Origin of the sequence: Streptomyces sp. NPDC005281 (assembly GCF_040607495.1) — a bacterium.
Lineage (GTDB): Bacteria > Actinomycetota > Actinomycetes > Streptomycetales > Streptomycetaceae > Streptomyces.
The window spans coordinates 12,853-34,524 of sequence record NZ_JBEXGX010000011.1 but is presented as its reverse complement, the minus strand read 5'-3'; the positions used below and the strand labels follow the sequence as shown (position 1 = coordinate 34,524).

Sequence of the window (21,672 nt, the reverse complement as noted above, 5' to 3'; positions counted from 1 at the left end):
TGAACTCCCGGAGTTCCATGCGCAGTCGGCCCGTTCGGGGCCGGACACTCCTGGGGGTACACCATGACCGATTCTCCTGTCGCGCTCATCACCGGGGGCGGAAGCGGCATCGGGGCCGCGGTCGCCCGCCGGCTGCTCGACGCAGGGCACCGGGTGGCCGTCACCGGTCGCGGAGAGGAGCGGCTGAACGCCTTCGCCGAGGAACTCGGCCGCCCCGAAGGGCTGTTGACGATCGTCGGGCACGCGGCCGAGTACGACCAGGTACGGGCCGCCGTCGAGACGACGCTCAAGGAGTTCGGGCGGATCGACATCGTCGTCGCCAACGCCGGTTTCGCCACCCACGACACGGTCGCGGACGGAGACCCGGCCGGCTGGTCCGAGATGGTGCTGACCAATGTGCTGGGTCCCGCGCTGCTCATCAGGGCGTCCATCGACGCGTTGAAGGAGTCCCGCGGTCGTATCGTCCTGATCGGCAGTGTCGCCGGGCATGTGAACACGCCCGGCAACATCTACGGCGCGACCAAGTGGGCCGTGACCGGACTCGCCGAGAACACCAGGCGCCAGGTCACCGAGTACGGCGTGGGCGTGACCCTGATCTCGCCCGGCCGTGTGGAGACCCCGTTCTGGGACAGCTACGGAAGCCTGCCGCCGGGGCATCTCCTGACCGCGGACCAGCTCGCCGACTCGATCGTCTGGGCGGTCGGGCAGCCGACGGGTGTCGATGTGAACACCGTCGTCGTCCGCCCGATCGGCCAGCCCGTCTGATCCGTGCCGGGGCGCGGGCGACTCCGCGCCCCGGGCGTTCAGTTGTTCGCGAGGAACTGCCTGGCCAGCGAGTCCCCGAGCGACACGGCCGCGCTGTGGCTCTCGATCGGGGACACCTGCGAGTTCTTGAACAGTATGTACGTCACGCCGCTGTCGGCTCCGCCCGTCTCCGGGTCGGGGTCGATACCGAGGGCGTTCGCGGTGGCGTACGACGCCTCGCCGATGATCTTCGTCGGGCCGGTGTCGCCGACCACCGCGTACTCGACCTTGCCGTTGTAGACGACCGCGACCGCACCGCCGCCCTTGATTCCCGAACTCGTGTACTTCCAGATGCTGCTGGAGCTCGGCACGACGACATAGGGCAGCGAGTCGGCGCGCAGCGGTCGGCCGTCGGACTGGTGGAAGGCGGTGTCGTCCTGGAACCAGGGGTCGGTGTCGGCGCTGCACTTGGCGGTGACCTGGCCGTCGCAGTCGACGTCCATGTCGGCCTTCCAGAACACGGCGCCGTTCTTGCCGCAGACGGGGATCGTGGCCGAGGTCTCGTCGTCCGACTTGTACTTGCCGTTCGAGATCTGCGAGCAGGACGTCACCTTGGCGAGGAGGGCGGCCGCGCTGACCGAACCCTCCTGTGCCGAGCGGGGTTTCGCGACGGCGGAGGCGTCGGCCGGGAGCGCGGCGAGGGTGAGCAGTGCCGCTGAGAGAGCCGCGGACAAGGTCAGTGTTCGAGTACGCACTGTGGGGGAACCCTTCTGTTAGGAAACTTTCCTTACCGGGTTGCGTACAAGGTGGCCCTGTTTGCATGACCGCGTCAAGACCCGTCACCGGGTTGGTCCGGTCCAAGGCACGAAAAGGCCGTCGGCCCGGATGCGGTGAGCATCCGGGCCGACGGCGTGCTGCCGGGCGGCGAGTTCGGTCGGGGCCGGTCGGCGCCGGGGCCGGTCGGCCGGCGCCGACGGAACCCGGGAACGATCTGCCGGTGCCGGTGCCGACGGCGACCGGGAACGGTCAGCCGATGTCGAACGCGGCCGGGTCGGGTCCGATCCGGCGGTCCTCGTTCAGGGCCGAGATCGCCGCGATGTCCTCGGTGTCCAGCGAGAAGTCGAAGACGTCGATGTTCTCCTTGATCCGGGACGGGGTCACGGACTTCGGGATCACGACGTTGCCCAGCTGGAGGTGCCAGCGCAGGACGATCTGGGCCGGGGTGCGGCCGTGCTTCTGGGCGATGGCGATGATCGCCGGGACTTCCAGGAGGCCCTTGCCCTGGCCGAGCGGCGACCAGGCCTCGGTCGCGATGCCCTGCTCGGCGTGGAACTCGCGGGCCGCGCGCTGCTGGAGGTGCGGGTGCAGCTCGATCTGGTTGACGGCCGGGATGACGGACGTCTCGTCGATCAGCTTCGCCAGGTGCTCCGGCAGGAAGTTCGAGGTGCCGATGGCCTTGGCGCGGCCGTCGGCGTAGATCTTCTCGAGGGCCTTGAACGTGTCGACGTAGCGACCGCGCGACGGCGTCGGCCAGTGGATCAGATACAGGTCGACATGGTCCAGGCCGAGCTTCTTCAGCGAAGTGTCGAAGGCGCGCAGCGTGGAGTCGTACCCCTGGTCGCTGTTCCAGAGCTTGGTGGTGACGAAGAGCTCCTCGCGGGCGATGCCGGAGGCGTTGACGGCCTTGCCGGTTCCCTCTTCGTTGCCGTAGATCGCCGCTGTGTCGATGCTGCGGTACCCGGACTCCAGCGCGGTGGAGACCGCCCGCTCCGCCTCGTCGTCCGGCACCTGCCAGACGCCGAAGCCAAGCTGCGGCATCTCGACGCCGTTGTTCAGGATGATCGGGGGGACCTTGCTCACGAGCTCTCGATCCTTCAGTCGTCGGGTGGTTCTCGTATCGTCAACGATCACGGGCCGTGATGCATTCCTGACCGGGCTCCGGGCGTGCGAAATCGAAGATTGGCTGAAATAGTCCGATCAATCACGCCGGAGTTTGCGCCGGGGCCCGGCACGGGTCCCTTTTCGCCGGCCCTGCCGTCCACCCGGCAGCGGGGCCGCACCCCGCGCCGCGCGACACGATCCCGACGACCCGACGACCCGACGAACGGGTCCTAGGTCCGGTAGAGCGCGTCGACCTCCGTCGAGTACGCCTTCTCGATCGCCTTGCGCTTCAGCTTCAGCGACGGCGTCAACAGGCCGTGCTCCTCGGTGAACTGGTTGGCAAGGATCCGGAACGTGCGGATGGACTCGGCCTGCGAGACCAGGGTGTTCGCGGCGACCACGGCGCGCCGTACCTCGGTCTCCAGATCGGGGTCGCGCACCAGATCACCGGCCGACAACGACGGCTTGCCACGCATCTGGAGCCAGTGCTCGACGGCCTCGGAGTCGAGGGTGACGAGCGCGGCGATGTACGGCCGGTCGTTGCCGACCACTATGCACTGCGCGACCAGCGGATGGTCGCGCACCCGCTCCTCCAGCACGCCCGGCGAGACGCTCTTGCCGCCGGAGGTCACCAGGATCTCCTTCTTGCGCCCGGTGATCGTGAGGTACCCGTCCTCGTCCAGGGAGCCGAGGTCACCGGTGGCGAGCCAGCCGTCGTGCAGGGTGGCGTCGGTGGCCTTGTCGTTGTTCAGATAGCCCTGGAACACGTGGGCGCCGTTCAGCCAGATCTCGCCGTCGTCCGCGATGTGCACCGTGGTGCCGGGGATCGCCTGCCCGACGGTCCCGAACCGGGTGAGTTCGGGCGGATTGGCGGTGGCGGCGGCCGTGGACTCGGTGAGCCCGTACCCCTCGTAGATGATGATGCCCGCGCCCGCGAAGAACAGCCCGAGCTGCCGGTCCATCGCCGAACCGCCGGACATCGCGTGTCTGACCCGGCCGCCCATCGCGGCCCGCACCTTGGAGTAGACGAGCTTGTCGAGGACCTGGTGCTGCATGCGCAGGCTCGCCGAGGGGCCGGGGCCCGTACCCCAGGCCTTGGCCTCCACGGCGTCCGCGTAGCGCACCGCTACGTCCACGGCCTTCTCGAAGGGGCCTGCCTTGCCCTCCCTCTCGGCCTTGCGGCGCGCGGAGTTGAAGACCTTCTCGAAGATGTACGGCACCGCGAGGAAGAAGGTGGGCCGGAAGGCGGCGAGGTCCGGCAGCAGCGCGGCCGCGTGCAACTGGGGCTGGTGCCCGAACTTGACCTTCCCGCGGAACGCGGCGATCTGCACCATCCGCCCGAAGACGTGCGCGAGCGGCAGGAACAGCAGGGTGCTGGCCTCGTCGCCGCGCTTGGAGTGGAAGACGGGCTCCCAGCGCCCGATGACGGTGTCGGCCTCGAACATGAAGTTCGCGTGCGAGATGACACAGCCCTTGGGGCGTCCGGTCGTGCCCGAGGTGTAGATGATCGTCGCGATCGATTCGGGGGTGACCGCGCGGCGGTGCCGGTGGACCACCTCGTCGTCGAGGTGCGCGCCCGCCTCGTACAGCTCGTGCACCGCGCCCACGTCGAGCTGCCACAGCTTGTGCAGCTGGGGCAGGCGGTCGACGACCGTGGCGATGGTCATCGCGTGGTCCTCGTGCTCCACCATGACCGCCGACACCTGCGCGTCGTGCAGCATCCAGAAGACCTGCTCGGCGGAGGACGTGGGGTAGACGGGCACGACCTGGGCGCCGATCGTCCACAGGGCGAAGTCGAAGAGGGTCCACTCGTAGCGGGTACGGCACATGATGGCGACCCGGTCGCCGAAGCGGATGCCCTGGGCCAGCATGCCCTTGGCGAGCGCCAGGACCTCGTCCCGGAACTCGGCCGAGGTGACGTCGCGCCACTGCCCCTGCTCGTCCTTGCGGCCGAGGGCGACGTGGAGCGGGTCCAGATGGGCGTACTCGAACACGGCATCGGCCAGGCCGCCCACCGGCGGCGCCGACGCCGGCGGGGGGTTGGTGAACTCGCGCAATACCGCTCCTCGTGGCCTCCGCACAGCGCCGTGAAAGCTACCCCACCACGCGAGCGTGCGGGAGGGGGTTCGAACCGCCGGGGGGCCTGGCCTCCGCACAGGTCAACCACGGAAAATGCCCGCACAAGGGGAGGGGCCGGACAGAATTCCCTACGGGTCCGTAGGTTTCGACTCCTTAATCTCCACGGAATCGCTACGACCCGGAGCCGGTGTCCGACGACGTGGAGAGCCGATATGGAATCCATCGTTCCGGGCCATGTGACCCATGGGTCCCGGGCGGCCCGGCCGTAGGTACCGGGCCCTCGCACCCGCCCCCTGGGGCCGTCCCGGCCGGCGCCCGCCGCCGTGCCGACCCGACGGACCCCAGCCGTGCTGCCCCCGGTGCAGCCGGTCCTTGCCTGCCGCCGTGCCGGCCCGACGGACCTCAGCCGTGCTGCCCCCGGTGCAGCCGGTCCTTGCCTGCCGCCGTGCCGGCCCGACGGACCCTAGCCATGCTGCCCCCGGTGCAGCCGGTCCCCGCCCGCGAGGATCGCCGTCGCGAGCGCGTCCGCGGCGCCCTGCGCGGACGGCCGCCGCCGGCCGTGCACGAGTACGAAGTCGACCTCGCCGAGCTCCGGGAGACCCGCCCTCTCCGGCACCCGGACCAGACCCGGCGGCACCAGCCCCCGTGAGTGGGCCATCACGCCGAGGCCCGCGCGGGCCGCCGCGATGAGACCGTTGAGGCTGCCGCTGGTGCAGGCGATGCGCCACGGACGGCCCTGGCGCTCCAGCGCTTCGAGGGCGAGCGCACGGGTGATGCCCGGGGGCGGGTAGACGATCAGCGGGACCGGGCGGTCCGCGTCGAGCCGCAGCCGCTGGGCGCCGATCCACACGAGGCGGTCGTGCCAGACGAGCTCGCCGCGCGGATCCTCGGGCCGCCGCTTCGCCAGCACCAGATCGAGATGCCCGGCGGCGAGCTGCTCGTGGAGAGTGCCGGACAGCTCGACCGTGAGCTCCAGATCCACCTCGGGGTGGTCGGTGCGGAACCCCTCCAGGATCTCCGGCAGCCGGGTCAGCACGAAGTCCTCGGACGCGCCGAAGCGCAGCCGGCCACGCAGCCGTGTCCCCGTGAAGAACGCCGTCGCCTGTTCCTGCACCTCCAGGATCCGCCGCGCGAAGCCGAGCATCGCCTCACCGTCCTCGGTGAGCTCGACGGAGTGGGTGTCGCGGGAGAAGAACTGCCGCCCGGCGGCGTCCTCCAGCCGGCGCACGTGCTGGCTGACCGTGGACTGGCGCACCCCCAGCCGCCGGGCGGCCCGCGTGAAGCTCAGCGTCTGGGCCACCGCCAGGAACGTACGCAGCTGGGAAGGGTCGTACACACCCTCACGTTATCGCGATACGTGATGACAGTCAGAGCGGTATGACGGATTCCCGATCGCCCACCGCGAGAGGACGATGGAGAGGGCACGATCCGCCCCCGACGGCCGGCCTCACGCACCGAGGCCCGGCCGCCCGGCCGTCCAGACGCACCGAACCGAGCAACCGAGCAGTGGAGCACCGTGAAACGCCTGAAGTGGCCGAGCTGGATGCCGGTCGACCCCTACATCCTGCTGCTGCTCGGGACCGTGGGTCTCGCCGCCCTGTTCCCCGCGAGCGGAACGGCCGCGGACGTCGCCTCGGGGGCCTCCACCGCCGCCATCGCCTTCCTCTTCTTCCTGTACGGCGCGCGCCTGTCCACCCGTGAGGCGACGGACGGCCTCAAACACTGGCGGCTGCACGGTACGGTCCTGATCTGCACCTTCGTGGCGTTCCCGCTGCTCGGTCTCGCCGCCCGCGGCCTGGAGCCGGTGCTCCTGACGCACGACCTCTACACCGGCCTCCTCTTCCTCACGCTCGTCCCCTCGACCATCCAGTCGTCGATCGCGTTCACCTCGATCGCCCGCGGCAACGTGCCCGCCGCCATCTGCGCGGGCTCCTTCTCCTCGCTCGCGGGCATCGTCATCACCCCGCTGCTCGCCGCGCTCCTCCTCGGCAGCAGCGGCGGTGGATTCTCCGCCGACTCGCTCGTCAGGATCGTGCTCCAGCTCCTGGTGCCGTTCCTGGCCGGACAACTGCTGCGGCCCTGGATCGGCGCCTTCGTCGCACGCCACAAGAAGGTACTCGGCTACGTCGACCGCGGCTCGGTCCTGCTCGTCGTGTACACCGCGTTCAGCGAGGGGATGGTGCAGGGCATCTGGGGCCAGGTGAGCGCCGTCCGGCTCGCGGGGCTCCTCGTCGTCGAGGCGCTGCTGCTCGGCGTGATGCTCCTGCTGACCTGGTACGGCACGAAGGCGTTGCGCTTCGGCCGGGAGGACCGGATCGCCATCCAGTTCGCCGGATCCAAGAAGTCGCTCGCCTCGGGCCTGCCCATGGCCGGCGTCCTGTTCGGCGCGCACGCCTCCCTCGCCGTGCTCCCGCTGATGCTCTTCCACCAGATGCAGCTCATGGTGTGCGCGGTGATCGCCAGACGCCGGGCCCGCGATCCCGAGGCGAGCGTCCGGACCGGCCCGGCCGACGAGCTCCCCGGTACCGGGGGCGGCACGGGAGGCACGGCGGGTGGAGCGGCGGGTGGAGCGGGAGGTGCCACCGGCACGGCCCGCTCCACCGGATCCCGGTCCTCCGCGGTCGCGACCGCGGAGCGCTAGGACCTGCGCTCCCCTTCCCTCCCCGCGCCTCCCCGGGCCGCGCCTCCCCGCGCCGGCCCGACCCGATCGGAACGACAGTCCCTAGCGGTCACCGCTCACCTGGTCCAGGGGGAGCCACAGGACGGTGTCCCGGCTCGCCTTCGGTGAGGGCGGCGCCGACAGTTCGTCGTCGCTCAACGCGCGGTCGTAGACCCGCACATCGTCGATCGCTCCGGTGAAGTAGGCCCGGCTGTCCATCCGCTGGCCGACGTGCACGCCGAACGGAGAGTTCCGGCTCACCGATCCGGGTACGTCGGCCGCGGTCACGGTCGTCCCGTCGATGAACAGGCTCAGCCGGCCTCCGCCGCGGCGGAGCGCCAGATGGTGCCACTGGCCGTCGTTGAAGGCGCCGGTGGTGCGCACGAACGCCGTGGCCGGGGCCGATGCGCCGTTCCTGGTGGTGATGAGACCGGTGATCCGGTTGGACGCGGGCTCCCCGCGCAGCCACACCTGCGGCTGGGTCGTACCGATCCCGCCCATCCACAGCAGGGGCTGCTCACCGCTGGTTGCCGTGTAGCGGAACCACAGGGACGCCGTGAAGTCCTTCGTCCCCAGCGGCAGCCGGTCCTGATACGGCAGGCGTACGGCGTCGTCGGTGCCGTCGAACTCCAGCGCGCCGCCGAGAACGCCGGAGGTCTCGCTCGGGCCGCCGAGGACCGCGGCCCGCCTGGTGTGCGCGGCGAGGTCGGCCGTCGTCGGGTCCGGGCCCCGGCGCGGCTGGAGCCAGTCCTCGGTGAAGCGGGCGAAGCGGATCTCGTCGCGCGCGTCCACCGCGCCGCCCTCGTACAGCAGGCCCACCGTGCCGCCGTCGATACGCACCAGGTCCGAGTAGCCGGACCAGTCGGTGGTGACGACCGTTCCGCGGTCCACGCTGTCCCAGGTTCGTCCGCCGTCGTAGGAGGAGCGGATCATCATGGTCCGGCGGCGGTCGGGGTCGGCGGGGCAGGACAGCAGGACGCGGTCGCCGACCCGCAGCGTCGAGCCCTGCACCTGGGGCGCGTAGAGGCCCGGGATGTCACGGAAGGGGGCCAGGAAGCTGTCACCGCCGTCCCCGCTGACCGCCTGGGTACGGTGGCCGAGGTCGGTGCCGTCCTGCTCGCGGCCGCTGACCAGGATCGATCCGTCGGCGCGCTCGGCGAGCGTCATCTCGGACGGCTTCTGCCTGAAGGTGCCGTCGGCCGCGATCGGCCAGGAGTCCCTCGCCCCGATGTCCCAGTGGTCGCCGCCGTCGTCGCTGGTGATGAGGGCGGCGTTGTTGGCGGTGACCCGGCTGCCGTCCCAGGTCTCGGTGTTGACGGCGAACACCAGCCGTCCCGCGTGCCGGCCGCGGGTGAGCTGGATGCCGTGCACCGGACCGGTGGCGTACCAGGAGTTCCAGTCCGCGGGCAGGATCTCGTCGCTCAGGTCGCGCGGCGGCGACCAGCTGAGACCGTCGTCGTCGCTGTACTGGAGGTGCGGGGTGCGGTCGCAGGGCACCGAGCAGCTCGCGCTGTCGGTGCGGCCCGTGTTGTAGGTCTCCGCCAGCACGATCCGGCCGGTCTCCCGGTCCACGACCGGTGTGGGGTTGCCGTGGGTGTCACCGTTCCCGTCGTTGACGACCTGGAGCGGACTCCAGGTGCGCCCCCCGTCGGTGGAGCGCTTCACCACGATGTCGATGTCGGCCGCGTCGCCGCAGTTCAGGACCCGTCCCTCGGCGAAGGCCAGCAGCGTCCCCTTGGCCGTGCGGACGACGGACGGGATGCGGAAGCAGGCGTAGCCCGCATCCTGGGAGGCTTTGAACAGCACCTGCTGACCGAACTCGGCGACGCCGGCCGACGGCTCGGCGCGGGCTGTGCCCGGGAGCGCGACCAGCGAGGCGATGCCGATGAGGGCGACGAGGAGGGATCTCAGACGGGTGGGGAGGCGTGACGGCATGGTGCGACCTGCCCTTCGTACGGCGGCTGGGCATTCCGGATTCTATGGACATCCCACGTCCAACGTTCGCGCCGCAGAGGCTACTTGGGCGTTCACACACCCCACAAGGAGCAGGTACCGGTCGTGTTCACGCCAGATTTGCGCGCTGGTGCGGCCGTCCGGGGAGGAGCCGTTCACGGGCTTGTCGATCCGGATTTCCGGTACGGACGGCTGACGCGGGCTAACGTTCCGTCATGACCGCACCCGAAGCCGAACCCCGCCTCGCCCTCGACCCGGCGCGCACCGCCCTCGTGCTCGTCGATCTGATGGAGCGCATCGTGGCGTTGCCCCTGGAACCGCACAAGGGGACCGAAGTACTCGCCACCGCGCAGGAGTTGGCGGAATCCTTCCGGGAGGCCGGCGCTCTCGTGGTGCTCGTCCGGGTCGAGCGGTCCGGAGTGGCCGAGCAGCCGCCCGGGAGCGGACTGGCCGCCGGACTCGTCGCGGAGGGTGATCTGGAGATCGTGAAGCGGACCATCGGCGGGTTCCAGGGCACAGGACTCGACGAGCGGCTGCGCGAACACGGCGTCTCCACCCTGGTGTTCGGCGGAATCGCCACCAACCTCGGGGTCGAGTCGACCGCCCGTGCCGCCGGCGACCTCGGCTACGACCTGGTCTTCGTCAAGGACGCGATGTCCGCGTTCACCCCGGCCGAGCACGACGCCTCCGTCCGGCTGGACTTCCCGCGCCTCGGCACCGTCGCGACCGCCGCGGAGGTGCGCTTCTCGGCGCGATGAACCCGGGGCACGGCCGAAGCCCGTCGGGCACGGCCGAAGCCCGTCGGGCACGGCCGAAGCCCGTCGGGCACGGCCGAAGCCCGTCGGGTACGGCGCGGTGGCGGGGGCCTTGGCAGTGGCGGGCCCCCTCCGGCGCAGGGGGCGCTCCCCGCCGTTCGGGGCCCCGCCGCCGTGTCGCGGGGAACCGGTGTCAGCCCTGGCCGGCCGTGGCCCGCAGGGTGATGCGGTGCTCGCCCGCGTACACGTTCATGTTGGCGCCGCGCAGGAAGCCGACCAGGGTCAGGCCGGTCTCCGCCGCCAGGTCGACGGCCAGCGACGACGGGGCGGAGACCGCCGCGAGCACCGGGATGCCCGCCATCACCGCCTTCTGCGCCAGCTCGAAGGAGGCCCGGCCGGAGACCAGCAGGATCGTCCGGGACAGCGGGAGCGTGCCGTTCTGGAGAGCGCGGCCGACCAGCTTGTCGACCGCGTTGTGCCGGCCCACGTCCTCGCGTATGTCGACCAGCTCGCCCGCCTCGGTGAACAGGGCCGCCGCGTGCAGACCCCCGGTCCGGTCGAAGACCCGCTGGGCCGCGCGCAGCCGGTCGGGGAGGCTCGCGAGCAGGTCGGGCTCCAGCCGCAGCGGGGGAGTGGTGCCGTCCAGCGTGTCGTCGATGGTCCAGCGGGCCGTCGTACGGACCGCGTCCAGGCTCGCCTTTCCGCACAGACCGCACGACGACGTCGTGTACACATTGCGTTCGAGCGTGATGTCGGGGATGACGACACCGGGCGCCGTCCGCACGTCGACGATGTTGTACGTGTTGGATCCGTCCACCGTGGCGCCCGCGCAATACACGATGTTCTGCAACTCCTCGGCCCGGCCGAGCACCCCCTCGCTCACCAGGAACCCCGCGGCCAGCGCGAAGTCGTCACCCGGGGTGCGCATGGTGATCGCCAGGGGCTTGCCGTTGAGCCGGATCTCCAGGGGTTCCTCGGCGACGAGGGTGTCCGGGCGGGTGCTCACGGCGCCGTCCCGGATGCGGATCACCTTGCGTCGTTCCGTGACTCGTCCCATGTCCTGATCAGTCCCGCTTCCGTACGTGCGGCCGGCCGGATCGGGCCTGGCGGTCACCGGTTGACGTTCGGGTCGCCCGGGCCGTGGTGCGGAGGCGACCTCCACGTTTCATTGTCCTGCACCCGCGGAGCGGGCCGCGTGCTGCCTCGCCGGGGGCGCGGCCCGCCCCGCTCTCACGCCGTCGTCCGCAGCGCGAGCAGATCCGAGATGGCGTACACGGTGCGCAGCGTCGGGACCGGCACCCCGGTGATCTCCGCCAGTTCCACGACGGCCGCGAGCAGCACGTCGAGTTCCAGCGGTTTGCCGCGCTCCAGGTCCTGGAGCGTGGAGGTGCGGTGGTCGCCGACCCGCTCGGCACCGGCGAGGCGCCGCTCGATGGACACCCCCACCTCGCAGCCGAGGGCCTGGGCGACGGCCAGCGTCTCGGCCATCATGATCTCGATGACCCTGCGCGTTCCGCCGTGCAGGCACATCTGCCGCATGGTGGCGCGGGCCAGCGCGCTGATCGGGTTGAAGGAGATGTTCCCCAGCAACTTGAGCCAGATGTCGTTGCGCAGGTCCGGTTCGACGGGGCATTTCAGGCCGCCCTCCCGCATGGCGTCGCTGAAGGCCCGGCAGCGTGCCGAGACGGAGCGGTCCGGTTCCCCGACGGAGAACCGGGTGCCTTCGAGGTGGCGGACGACACCCGGTTCCTCCAGTTCGGTCGCGGCGTAGACGACGCACCCGATCGCCCGCTCAGGGGCCAGCACCGCGCTGACCGCGCCGCCCGGGTCCACGCTCTCCAGCCGGTGCCCGTCGTGGGGTCCGCCGTGCCGGTGGAAGTACCACCAGGGAATGCCGTTCTGGGCCGCGATCACCGCCGTGGTGTCGTGCAGCAGGGGCTCGATCAGCGGCCCGCACGCCGCGTACGAGTTGGCCTTCAGGCCGAGGAAGACGCAGTCGACCGGACCGATCTCGGCCGGGTCGTCGGTGGCGTGGGCACGCGCGGTGAAGTCCCCGCGTGGACTGAGGACCTGGATGCCGTGCCGCCTCATGGCCGCGAGATGCGGTCCGCGGGCGACGAGATGCACGTCGGCGCCCGCGCGGTGCAGGGCGGCGCCGACGTAGGCGCCGATCGCACCGGCGCCGAGAACTGCGACTCTCACTGTGTGGCGCTCCGTTCGGTCGAGGGTACCGAGGAACTGCCGAACTCTGTCGACGAAATATTGTCTACAGGATGGAATGAAGGCCGACAAGGGGCCGGACCGGGTCCGCCGTCACGGTGGGGAGTCCCGGCCGGGCCCGGACAGGCACTCCACGCCTCTGCCGGGCCCGGACAGGAACCAAGGCGCGGCGACGGCCGACTCGGGCGGCCCGGGGAGCCCTGGGCGTGGCCGGACCGCCTGGGGTGCGCCGGCCGCCGTCGGGCGGTGGGACCGCCGGCCCGCCGAAGCGCACGGGATGCCGCCGGCCCGCCGGACCGCACTGGATGTCGCCGCCCCGCCGGGGCTCATCTCACCGGACATGGCCGAACCGCCCTCTGTGCAGTCGGCGCACCGGCCGCGCAGCGACCGTTCGTCGCGTCAGGGATACCGCTCATCGCATACGGTCGACGAGTTCGCGTCGCGCCGCTTCACAGCCGGGCGGCGCGTTCCTATCGTCCCGGATCATGAGCCCTCCTGTCGCACCGCCCGGTTGGAGCCGCTGGCTCGTCCCGCCGGCCGCCCTGTCGGTCCATCTCTCCATCGGCCAGGCCTACGCCTGGAGCGTCTTCAAGCCGCCGCTCGAATCCGCGCTCGGTCTCAGCGGAACCCAGAGCGCGCTGCCCTTCCAGCTCGCCATCGTGATGCTCGGCCTGTCGGCCGCCTTCGGCGGCACCCTCGTCGAGCGCAACGGTCCCCGCTGGGCCATGACCGTCGCCCTCGTCTGCTTCTCCTCCGGCTTCCTGATCTCCGCGCTCGGCGCGGCCACCGAGCAGTACTGGCTGATCGTCCTCGGCTACGGCTTCGTGGGCGGCTTCGGACTCGGCATCGGCTACATATCCCCCGTCTCCACATTGATCAAGTGGTTCCCGGACCGGCCCGGAATGGCCACCGGCATCGCGATCATGGGCTTCGGCGGCGGCGCCCTGATCGCCTCGCCCTGGTCCGCCCAGATGCTGAAGTCGTTCGGTTCCGACTCCTCGGGGATCGCGCTCGCCTTCCTCGTGCACGGTCTGTCGTACGCCGTGTTCATGGCGCTCGGTGTGCTGCTGGTGCGCGTGCCGCGCGGCGAGAAGCCGGCCGCGTCCGGGCCGAGCGCGCTCGACGGAGTCCAGGTCTCGGCCCGCAACGCCGTCCGCACCCCCCAGTTCTGGTGCCTCTGGATCGTGCTGTGCATGAATGTCACCGCGGGCATAGGCATCCTGGAGAAGGCCGCCCCGATGATCACGGACTTCTTCGCGGACACCTCCACCCCGGTCACCGCCTCCGCGGCCGCCGGATTCGTCGCCCTGCTCTCGGCCGCGAACATGGCGGGCCGGATCGGCTGGTCCTCGACCTCCGACCTGATCGGGCGCAAGAACATCTACCGCGTCTATCTCGGGGTCGGCGCCCTGATGTACGCGCTCATCGCCTGGCTCGGCGACTCCTCGAAACCGCTGTTCATCCTGAGCGCGCTGGTGATCCTCTCCTTCTACGGCGGAGGCTTCGCCACGATCCCGGCGTACCTCAAGGATCTCTTCGGCACCTACCAGGTCGGTGCCATCCACGGCCGGCTGCTCACCGCCTGGTCCACCGCCGGCGTCCTCGGACCACTGATCGTGAACCGGATCGCCGACCACCAGGAGGCGGCGGGCAGACACGGCTCGTCCCTGTACGGCCTGTCGTTCCTGATCATGATCGGGCTGCTCGCGGTCGGCTTCGTCGCGAACGAGTTCGTACGGCCCGTGCACGCCCGCCATCACATCCCCGCACCGAGGGAGGCCACCGATGTCGCACGACAGCAGCCCGAGTCCGCCTGACCGGCGGGCGCTGAGCGTCCTGGCCTGGCTGTGGGTGGGCGCGCCCCTGTGCTATGGCGTCTACGAGCTCGTACAAAAGGCCACTCAACTGTTTTCGGGGTAGCTGTTCGGACGTCCCAAGGTCTGACAGAAGCCGACAAGCCTGGCGCCGCAATCCTGTGGCTTCACCTGCCGCCGTACTGGTGAGTCACTGATCAGACTGGTGGATCCCGCTACCCGAAGCACGAGGGGGACCACTCATGAACGGCTCACGGATCGCCGCCGTCGGCCACTACCAGCCCGCCAAGGTACTCACCAACGAGGACCTGGCGGCCCTGGTCGACACCAGCGACGAGTGGATCAGGAGCCGTGTGGGCATCCGGACCCGTCATGTCGCCGGGCCCGACGAACCGGTCGACGAGCTGGCCGCGCACGCCGCCGCCAAGGCGCTCGCCTCGGCCGGTCTGGCGCCCGGCGACATCGACCTCGTCCTCGTCGCCACCTCCACGGCCGTAGACCGCTCCCCGAACATGGCCGCCCGGGTCGCCGCCCGCCTCGGCATCCCCTCGCCGGCCGCGATGGACGTCAACGTCGTCTGCGCCGGGTTCACCCACGCCCTCGCCACCGCCGACCACGCCGTGCGTGCCGGGGCCGCGACCCGGGCGCTCGTCATCGGCGCCGACAAGATGACCGACGTGACGGACTGGAGCGACCGCACCACGTGTGTCCTCGTCGGGGACGGCGCGGGGGCCGCCGTGGTCGAGGCCTGCCCCGCGGGCGAGGAGCCCGGCATCGGGCCGGTACTGTGGGGCTCGGTGCCGGAGATGGGGCACGCGGTGCGCATCGAGGGCACCCCCTCGCGGTTCGCGCAGGAGGGCCAGAGCGTCTACCGCTGGGCCACCACCCAGCTCCCGCCGATCGCCCGGAAGGCCTGCGAGCGCGCCGGCCTCACGCCCGAGGACCTGGCCGGAGTCGTCCTGCACCAGGCCAACCTGCGCATCATCGAGCCGCTCGCCCTGAAGATCGGCGCGGTGAACGCCGTCGTGGCACGCGATGTCGTCGACTCCGGGAACACCTCCGCCGCCAGCATCCCGCTCGCCTTCTCCAAGCTCGTCGAGCGCGGAGAGATCTCCACCGGCGACCCCGTCCTGCTGTTCGGCTTCGGCGGCAACCTCTCCTACGCCGGGCAGGTCGTCCGCTGCCCGTGAGGCGGCCCGAACCGCTCGTCCGGCCCTCCGTGTCCCTGGTGTGACAAGCCCAACTCCCCTGTCTGCGGCGCGTTTGTGCGCCGTAGACTGTAGGCGAAAGACAATTGATAATCGACTTTCCTATCGCGGCGACGACGCCGCCCAGGGAGGGACCGTGATGTTGTCGACCAGCCTGCCTTCGGGAGCGGTACCCAAGCTCGAGCGGCCCGGCCCGCTCCGTGACCGCGTCTACGAGGCGCTGCTCGAACTCATCACCACCCGTGCCCTGAAGCCGGGCCAGCACCTCGTCGAGAGCGAACTCGCCGGTCATCTGGGGGTGTCCCGGCAGCCCGTACGGGAGGCGCTCCAGCGGCTGAGCACCGAGGGCTGGGTCGATCTGCGGCCCGCCCAGGGCGCGTTCGTGCACGAGCCGACCGAGGAGGAGGCCGACCAGCTCCTCACGGTCCGCACGCTCCTGGAGGCCGAAGCGGCCCGTCTCGCCGCCGCCAACGCGGGCCCCTCCGCAGTCGGCGCGCTCGAGGACCTGTGCGCGGAGGGCGAGCGCGCGGTCGCCGCCGACGACGTCGACGCCGCGGTCGCGATGAACGCACGGCTGCACGCCAAGATCATGGAACTCGCCGGCAACACGGTCCTCGCCGAGCTCGCCGCACAGGTCGACCGCCGGGTCCGCTGGTACTACACGCCGGTGGCCAGGCAGCGCGGGCGGCAGTCCTGGATCGAACACCGCGAACTGATCGCCGCGATAGCGCAGCGCGACGGACAGCGGGCCACCGACATCATGCGGGCCCACACCGAACACACGCGGAAGATGTACCACGACCGCGCGAAGTAGCCGGCCGACGGGTTCCGCTTCCGCCCCGGGACGGTTTCACGGGTCGGCGCCGGCGCGACTCTCCACCACGGTGGCTGGCCCGTCTCGACCGACGTGTGGGTGGACCCCGTCAAGCCGTGCGCGGGCCGCACCGGCGACTACACGTGCAAGATGACGCCTACACGACCGTCAGGACGGTCACGTCCGGTACGGACGGCGCCCTGAAGGCCACCGTCCCCGCGATCGCCGAAGGCTCCCGGCGCTGGGTCTTCGCCGGCACCGGCACCACCGGTGCCGCCACCTCCACCGCCGACCACGTCGTCGTGAAGTAGCCGCCACCCACCTGTGGCGGACGCGAGGGTGGCCCTCCCCGCCGACTCGCAGGTGAGGGCCACCCTCGCGTACGGGTGGTGCGTCGGCGACGCCCGCGCGGGCCGGCCGTGCGGTGTTCCGGGCACGGCCGCCCACGGGTCACCCGGCTCCGGGTGGCCCGTGGACGCTCAGCCGACCGGCTGCGGCTGTGGCGAGGAGGTGTCCGCCGTGCTGTGCCCCGGCTGCCGGAGCAGCAGGGCGATCGCGGCCGCCACCATGGAGATGCCGCCGGCCAGCGCGTAGGCGCCGTCGTAGCCCCAGGCGGCGACCACCATCGAGCCGAGCCCGCCGCCGAACAGACCGCTGACCAGCTTTCCGCTGTACACCAGCCCGTAGTTGGTGGCGTTGTAGTTCTCGCCGAAGTAGTCCGGGGTCAGGGCCGCGAACATCGGGTAGAAGGCGCCGCCGCCGAACCCGGAGAGGAAGGCGAAGAACAGGAAGAGCGCCTCGCTGTGGATGTCACCGGCCCAGATCACGCCGAACTGCGCGAGTCCGAGGACCACGATGACGAAGACCAGGGTCCGCTTGCGCCCCCAGGAGTCGGACAGCCAGCCCACCACACCCCGGCCGACCCCGTTGACGACCGCCATCACGCCCATCGACGAGGCCGCCACCAGCGGGCCGAATCCCACCTCCTTGGCGAAGTCGACCTGGAAGGAGATCCCGAAGATCGACACACCGGCGGTCATCACCAGCGCGATCCACATCAGCGGGAGCACGCCGGTCCTGATCGCCTCCTCGGGGGTGTACTGCTTCACGGCGGGAGGGTTCTTGGACAGGCTCGCGGCACCCTTCCCGGAACCGTCGCGGGTCAGCGGGTCGATGTCAGCGGGCCACCAGTTCTTCGGCGGGTCCTTGAAGAAGAACGCGGCCGTCAGCACCACGACCATCACGTAACAGCCGATGAGGTCGAGGACGCGGTGGTAATTGGCCGTGTCGAACGCGTAGTTGAAGATGAAGATGAACGGCAGCGAGCCGTACGCGAAGCCGCCGTTGACGAATCCCGTACGCGCGCCACGGCGTTCGGGGAACCACTTGCCGACCATGTTGATGCAGGTCGCGTACACCAGGCCCGATCCGACACCGCCGATGACACCGAAGCCCAGGATCGCGAGCAGGACATCGCTCAGGTGCGAGAGGGCCAGGAAGCCGAACGCGCACATGACCGATCCCGTGTACATGGCTCCCCGGGCCGTCAGGATGCCCCTCTCCCGCAGCCAGCCCGCCGGGAAGGCGATACCGGCCTGGAAGAACACCCAGATGCTGAGGATCCAGAAGGTGTTGCTCTGGGACCAGCCGTGGGCGTGGGACAGGGTGTCCTCGGCCGAGCCGTACGCGTACTCGAAGACGCTGATGGCCATCATGGCGGCCCAGGGCAGGTAGACCATGAACGAGCGTGAGTGGCCGAGGATGTCCCGGTCCGTCTCGCCGACCCGGTAGACACGGCCGCGGGCGTCCGTGATTTCCCGGTAGGCGCGCCCCGGGGCGCCGTGGTCGTCCGGCGAGTCCTTCGCCGCGATGGGTTCCGCCGTCATGACGCCATCTCCTCGCCGAGCGGGTGCGGATTGGGAACGATGCTCCGGGCACCGGGCCGGCCCGGTGCCCTGAGGAACAGGGCCAGTACGGCGGACGCCAGACCGACGGACCCGGCGAGCACGAAGGCGCCGTGGTAGTCCCAGGCGCCGACGACGACCGCGCCCATACCGGAGCCGACGAGGCCCGAGATCAGCTTCGAGCTGTAGACCAGCCCGTAGTTGGAGGCGTTGTTGTTCTCGCCGAAGTAGTCCGCCGTCATGGCCGCGAACAGCGGGAAGATCGCGCCGCCGCCGAAGCCGGAGACCATGGAGCAGATCAGGAAGAACGGCATGCTGCCCATCCGGCCGGACACCAGCACACCGAACTGGGCCGAACCCAGCACCAGACACACGATGATCAGGGTGTGGCGCCGGCCGACGCGGTCGGAGATCCAGCCGATGACCCCGCGCCCGGTGCCGTTGACGACGGCCTTCAGCGACATCGCCGTGGCCACGATCCCGCCGGTGAAGCCCATGTCCTTGCCGAACGGGACCTGGAAGGCGATGCCGAAGATGTTGATCCCGGCCGTGCACAGCAGACAGAACCACATCATCCACAGAACGGGGGTACGCGCGGCCTCCCTCGGGGTGTACTGCCTGACCGCCGGCGGGTTCTTCTCCAGCGCCCGCCGGATCCTGGGGTCGTCCGGCACCTTCAGCGGGTCCACGTCCGGCGGCCACCAGCCCTTCGGCGGGTCCCTGAAGAACCAGCCGGCCGCCGCGACCAGCGCGCAGCAGACCAGGCCGGTGCCCACCAGGACGCCCCGGTAGTTGCCGAGATCCATGTACGAGGTGAACAGGAAGACGAAGGGCACGGACCCGTAGGCGAAACCGCCGTTGACGAAGCCCGTCTTGCCGCCCTTGCGCTCCGGATACCACTTGCCGACCATGTTCACGCAGGTCGCGTAGACGAGACCCGCGCCGATGCCGCTGCACATGCCGAAGCCGAGATAGGCGACCGTCACATGCGGCGCGAAGGCCAGGGACACATAGCCGAGCAGGGTGCCGAGCGCGCCCAGCAGCATCGCCGTACGGGCGGGCAGCCTGCCGCTCTCACGCAGCCGCCCGGCCGGGAAGGCCACGGCCGCCTGGAAGAACACCCAGACGCCCATCAGCCAGAAGATGTGTCCGCCGCTCCACAGATGTGCCTCGTGGAGCGTGTCCTCCGCAGAAGTGAACGCGTACTCGGCCGAGCTGATGCCCAGCATGCCCGCCCAGGGCAGGAAGACCATCCAGGCGCGTTTTCGGCCCATGATGTCGAGGTCGGTCTCGCCGACGCGGTACACGCGTCCGTTGCGGTCCGTCACCTCGCGATGAGGGACCGGGGTCGAGTAGCCGGTGGTTGTCATGTCGATCGAGATCCCCTTGCGTCGAAAGATCTGGTCAGCGCCCCCTGCCAAATGCCTTTCGTGCGCCCGCGGGTCCCGGGGCCGGCCGACGCGCACCGTCGGCCGCCCCCGCGCACACTCATGTCATGGACGGCCCCCCAACAGCCCTGCCGCGCGCGCCCAGCGGTACTTCGCGCCGAGGACGGCCACCGGCATCTCGGTGGTGTACGGGTAGGCGACGACGCCCCGTTCGTACAAGTACCGGCAGGCCTCCTCCACTTCGACGTCGCCCGCGAGCGAGGCCACCACGGGCTTCTCGACGCCGCGTTCGCGGAATTCGGCCACCACGCGCGCGGTGAGCTCGGCGAAGACCATGGGAGGGGTGACGATCGTGTGCCAGTAGCCGAGGACGAGCGCGTGGACGCGCGGGTCCGAGAGACCGAGCCGGATCGTCGCCTCGTACGTCGACGGAGGCTCGCCGCCCGTGATGTCCACCGGGTTGCCCGCGGCCCCGAAGGGCGGGATGAACTCCCGGAAGGCGGCGTCGAGATCCGGCGGGATCTCCATCAGGGACAGCCCGTTGTCGGTGACCGCGTCGGACAGCAGGACACCGCTGCCGCCCGCGCCGGTGATGATCACGACGTTGTCGCCCCGGGGAGCGGGCAGCACCGGCAGGGCGCGCGCGTACTCCAGCATGTCGTTCAGCCCGGGAGCCCTGATGACGCCGGCCTGCCGGAGGATGTCGTCGTACACGGCGTCGTCACCGGCGAGGGCTCCGGTGTGCGAGCCGGCGGCCCGCGCGCCGGCGGCGGTCCGCCCGGCCTTCAGGACGATGACGGGCTTCTTCGGGACGGTGGCGCGGGCCGCCTCCACGAAGGCGCGGCCGTCCTTGAGGTCCTCCAGGTGCATCGCGACGCACCTGGTGCGAGGGTCCTCGCCGAACCAGGTGAGCAGGTCGTCCTCGTCCAGGTCCGCCTTGTTGCCGAGCCCGACGATCGCCGAGACGCCCGTCTTCGTGGTCCGCGCGAACCCGAGGACGGCCATGCCGATCCCACCGGACTGCGAGGTGAGCGCGACTCCGCCCTTCACGTCGTACGGTGTGCAGAACGTGGCGCACACGTCCTGCCAGGTCGAGTAGTAGCCGTAGATGTTCGGGCCGAGCAGGCGTATGCCGTATTGCTCGCCGATCGCCGTGATCTCGTCCTGGAGTCCTTGTTCGCCGGTCTCGGCGAACCCGGAGGGGATCAGGACCGCGTTGGGGATGTTCTTGCGTCCCACCTCCTCCAGGACCCGTGGCACCGCTCTGGCGGGGACGGCGAAGACCGCGACGTCCACCTCGCCGGGGATGTCCGTGACACTCGCGTAGGCCTTGCGGCCCTGGATGTCGTCGGCCTTGGGGTTCACCGGATGGATCTCGCCCGCGAAGCCCCCGTCGACGAGGTTGCGCAGCACCGCGTGACCGATCTTGCCCGGGACGTCGGAGGCGCCGATCACGGCGATGGACCGCGGCCGCATCAGCCGGTCCATGGAGGCGAGGATCTCGGCCCGGGTGTACCGGCGCCGCCCGGCCACCGGGCCCGCGCCGAGGATCACCCGGATGTCCGCCGCGATCGCGCCCCGCGAGGTCGCGATCACCGGGTTGAGGTCCACCTCGGCGATCTCGGGGAAGTCCGTGACGAGTTCGGAGACCCGGCGGATCTGCTCGGCCAGCGCCGTCCGGTCCACCGCGGGAGCACCGCGCACCCCGTGCAGGACCGGCGCGGCGCGGATCGAGTCGAGCATCGACAGCGCCTCGCCCGCGTCCACCGGCGCGAGCCGGAAGGTGACGTCCTTCAGCACCTCGACCAGCACACCGCCGAGCCCGAAGGCGACGATCTTCCCGAACGTCGGGTCGGTCACGGCGCCGACGATGACCTCCTGCCCCGGCGGGATCAGCTCCTGCACCTGGACGCCGTCGATCCGGGCGCGGACGTCGTACGCACGGGCGTTCTCGACGAGGGTCCGGAAGGCGGCCCGGACCTCGGCCTCTCCCTCGATACCGACCAGCACCCCGCCCGCGTCGGTCTTGTGCAGGATGTCGGGGGAGACGATCTTCATCACCACGGGGCCCCCGAAGCGTTCCGCGCAGGCGACCGCCTCGTCCTCGTCGCGGGCGATCTCCTCGCCGGGTACGGCGATCCCGTAGGCGTCGGCGATCCGCTTGCCCTCGGGTGCCGTCAGCGCGGTGCGCCCCTGGCGCCGTACGCCGTCGAGGAGCGCCCTTACCCTCGCCACCCGGTCCTGTGCCGCCAT

At 70.7% G+C, this 21,672-nt stretch carries 17 protein-coding genes; 7 read left to right on the top strand and 10 right to left on the bottom strand.

Annotation, left to right across the window (positions count from 1 at the left end; translation table 11 throughout):
- Positions 1–63 precede the first annotated feature (63 nt).
- The gene (locus ABZV42_RS17075; RefSeq protein ID WP_355978567.1) at positions 64–765 is read left to right on the top strand and encodes an SDR family oxidoreductase; all 702 of its coding nucleotides are present in this window, start codon (positions 64–66) and stop codon (positions 763–765) included.
- 38 nt (positions 766–803) lie between these two features.
- Here ABZV42_RS17075 and ABZV42_RS17070 read toward each other — a convergent pair whose 3' ends face one another.
- From ABZV42_RS17070 to ABZV42_RS17055, 4 genes are all read right to left on the bottom strand, one after another.
- Entirely contained in the window at positions 804–1,499 is a 696-nt protein-coding gene (locus ABZV42_RS17070) for a glycoside hydrolase family 75 protein (protein WP_356052427.1), read from the bottom strand.
- 271 nt (positions 1,500–1,770) lie between these two features.
- On the bottom strand, positions 1,771–2,562 hold the full coding sequence (locus tag ABZV42_RS17065; protein WP_355978894.1) for an aldo/keto reductase: 792 nt from the start codon (positions 2,560–2,562) through the stop codon (positions 1,771–1,773).
- A gap of 293 nt (positions 2,563–2,855) precedes the next feature.
- Positions 2,856–4,682, bottom strand: coding sequence for an AMP-dependent synthetase/ligase (locus ABZV42_RS17060; protein WP_355978563.1), 1,827 nt, complete (start codon positions 4,680–4,682; stop codon positions 2,856–2,858).
- Between the two features lie 485 nt (positions 4,683–5,167).
- Positions 5,168–6,040, bottom strand: coding sequence for a LysR substrate-binding domain-containing protein (locus tag ABZV42_RS17055; RefSeq protein WP_355978561.1), 873 nt, complete (start codon positions 6,038–6,040; stop codon positions 5,168–5,170).
- A 207-nt stretch (positions 6,041–6,247) separates the two neighbouring features.
- Here ABZV42_RS17055 and ABZV42_RS17050 point away from each other — a divergent pair, with 207 nt between their 5' ends.
- Entirely contained in the window at positions 6,248–7,345 is a 1,098-nt protein-coding gene (locus ABZV42_RS17050; protein ID WP_355978892.1) for a bile acid:sodium symporter family protein, read from the top strand.
- Positions 7,346–7,426: 81 nt separating this feature from the next.
- On the opposite strand, the gene ABZV42_RS17045 is transcribed toward ABZV42_RS17050, so the two are convergent.
- On the bottom strand, positions 7,427–9,298 hold the full coding sequence (locus ABZV42_RS17045; protein ID WP_356052425.1) for a sialidase family protein: 1,872 nt from the start codon (positions 9,296–9,298) through the stop codon (positions 7,427–7,429).
- A 233-nt stretch (positions 9,299–9,531) separates the two neighbouring features.
- Between ABZV42_RS17045 and ABZV42_RS17040 the strand changes: the two genes are divergently transcribed.
- Positions 9,532–10,074 carry an isochorismatase family protein gene (locus ABZV42_RS17040; RefSeq protein ID WP_355978557.1) on the top strand — a complete coding sequence of 181 codons (543 nt, stop codon included), beginning with the start codon at positions 9,532–9,534 and terminating at the stop codon, positions 10,072–10,074.
- 190 nt (positions 10,075–10,264) lie between these two features.
- Here the strand turns inward: ABZV42_RS17040 and fdhD are convergent, their stop codons facing one another.
- Both fdhD and ABZV42_RS17030 read right to left on the bottom strand, forming a co-directional pair.
- A complete protein-coding gene (fdhD, locus tag ABZV42_RS17035) occupies positions 10,265–11,128 on the bottom strand; it encodes a formate dehydrogenase accessory sulfurtransferase FdhD (protein ID WP_356052423.1) in 864 nt (287 codons plus the stop codon).
- 173 nt (positions 11,129–11,301) lie between these two features.
- The gene (locus ABZV42_RS17030) at positions 11,302–12,273 is read right to left on the bottom strand and encodes a 2-dehydropantoate 2-reductase (protein WP_355978553.1); all 972 of its coding nucleotides are present in this window, start codon (positions 12,271–12,273) and stop codon (positions 11,302–11,304) included.
- A 503-nt stretch (positions 12,274–12,776) separates the two neighbouring features.
- Here ABZV42_RS17030 and ABZV42_RS17025 point away from each other — a divergent pair.
- The 4 genes from ABZV42_RS17025 (at position 12,777) to ABZV42_RS17010 (ending at position 16,438) form a co-directional block, all read left to right on the top strand.
- A complete protein-coding gene (locus ABZV42_RS17025; RefSeq protein WP_356052421.1) occupies positions 12,777–14,108 on the top strand; it encodes an OFA family MFS transporter in 1,332 nt (443 codons plus the stop codon).
- A 239-nt stretch (positions 14,109–14,347) separates the two neighbouring features.
- A complete protein-coding gene (locus tag ABZV42_RS17020) occupies positions 14,348–15,295 on the top strand; it encodes a beta-ketoacyl-ACP synthase III (RefSeq protein WP_355978549.1) in 948 nt (315 codons plus the stop codon).
- 157 nt (positions 15,296–15,452) lie between these two features.
- A complete protein-coding gene (locus tag ABZV42_RS17015; RefSeq protein WP_356052418.1) occupies positions 15,453–16,127 on the top strand; it encodes a GntR family transcriptional regulator in 675 nt (224 codons plus the stop codon).
- A gap of 143 nt (positions 16,128–16,270) precedes the next feature.
- Positions 16,271–16,438: a hypothetical protein gene (locus ABZV42_RS17010; protein ID WP_355978544.1), complete on the top strand. Its 168-nt coding sequence runs from the start codon at positions 16,271–16,273 to the stop codon at positions 16,436–16,438.
- 168 nt (positions 16,439–16,606) lie between these two features.
- Here the strand turns inward: ABZV42_RS17010 and ABZV42_RS17005 are convergent, their stop codons facing one another.
- From ABZV42_RS17005 to ABZV42_RS16995, 3 genes are all read right to left on the bottom strand, one after another.
- Positions 16,607–18,013 (bottom strand): OFA family MFS transporter, encoded by a 1,407-nt coding sequence (locus ABZV42_RS17005; RefSeq protein ID WP_355978541.1) that lies wholly within the window; start codon positions 18,011–18,013, stop codon positions 16,607–16,609.
- Entirely contained in the window at positions 18,010–19,401 is a 1,392-nt protein-coding gene (locus ABZV42_RS17000; protein ID WP_356052416.1) for an OFA family MFS transporter, read from the bottom strand. Before ABZV42_RS17000 ends, ABZV42_RS17005 begins: the two co-directional genes overlap by 4 nt.
- 123 nt (positions 19,402–19,524) lie before the next feature.
- Positions 19,525–21,672: an acetate--CoA ligase family protein gene (locus ABZV42_RS16995; protein ID WP_356052414.1), complete on the bottom strand. Its 2,148-nt coding sequence runs from the start codon at positions 21,670–21,672 to the stop codon at positions 19,525–19,527.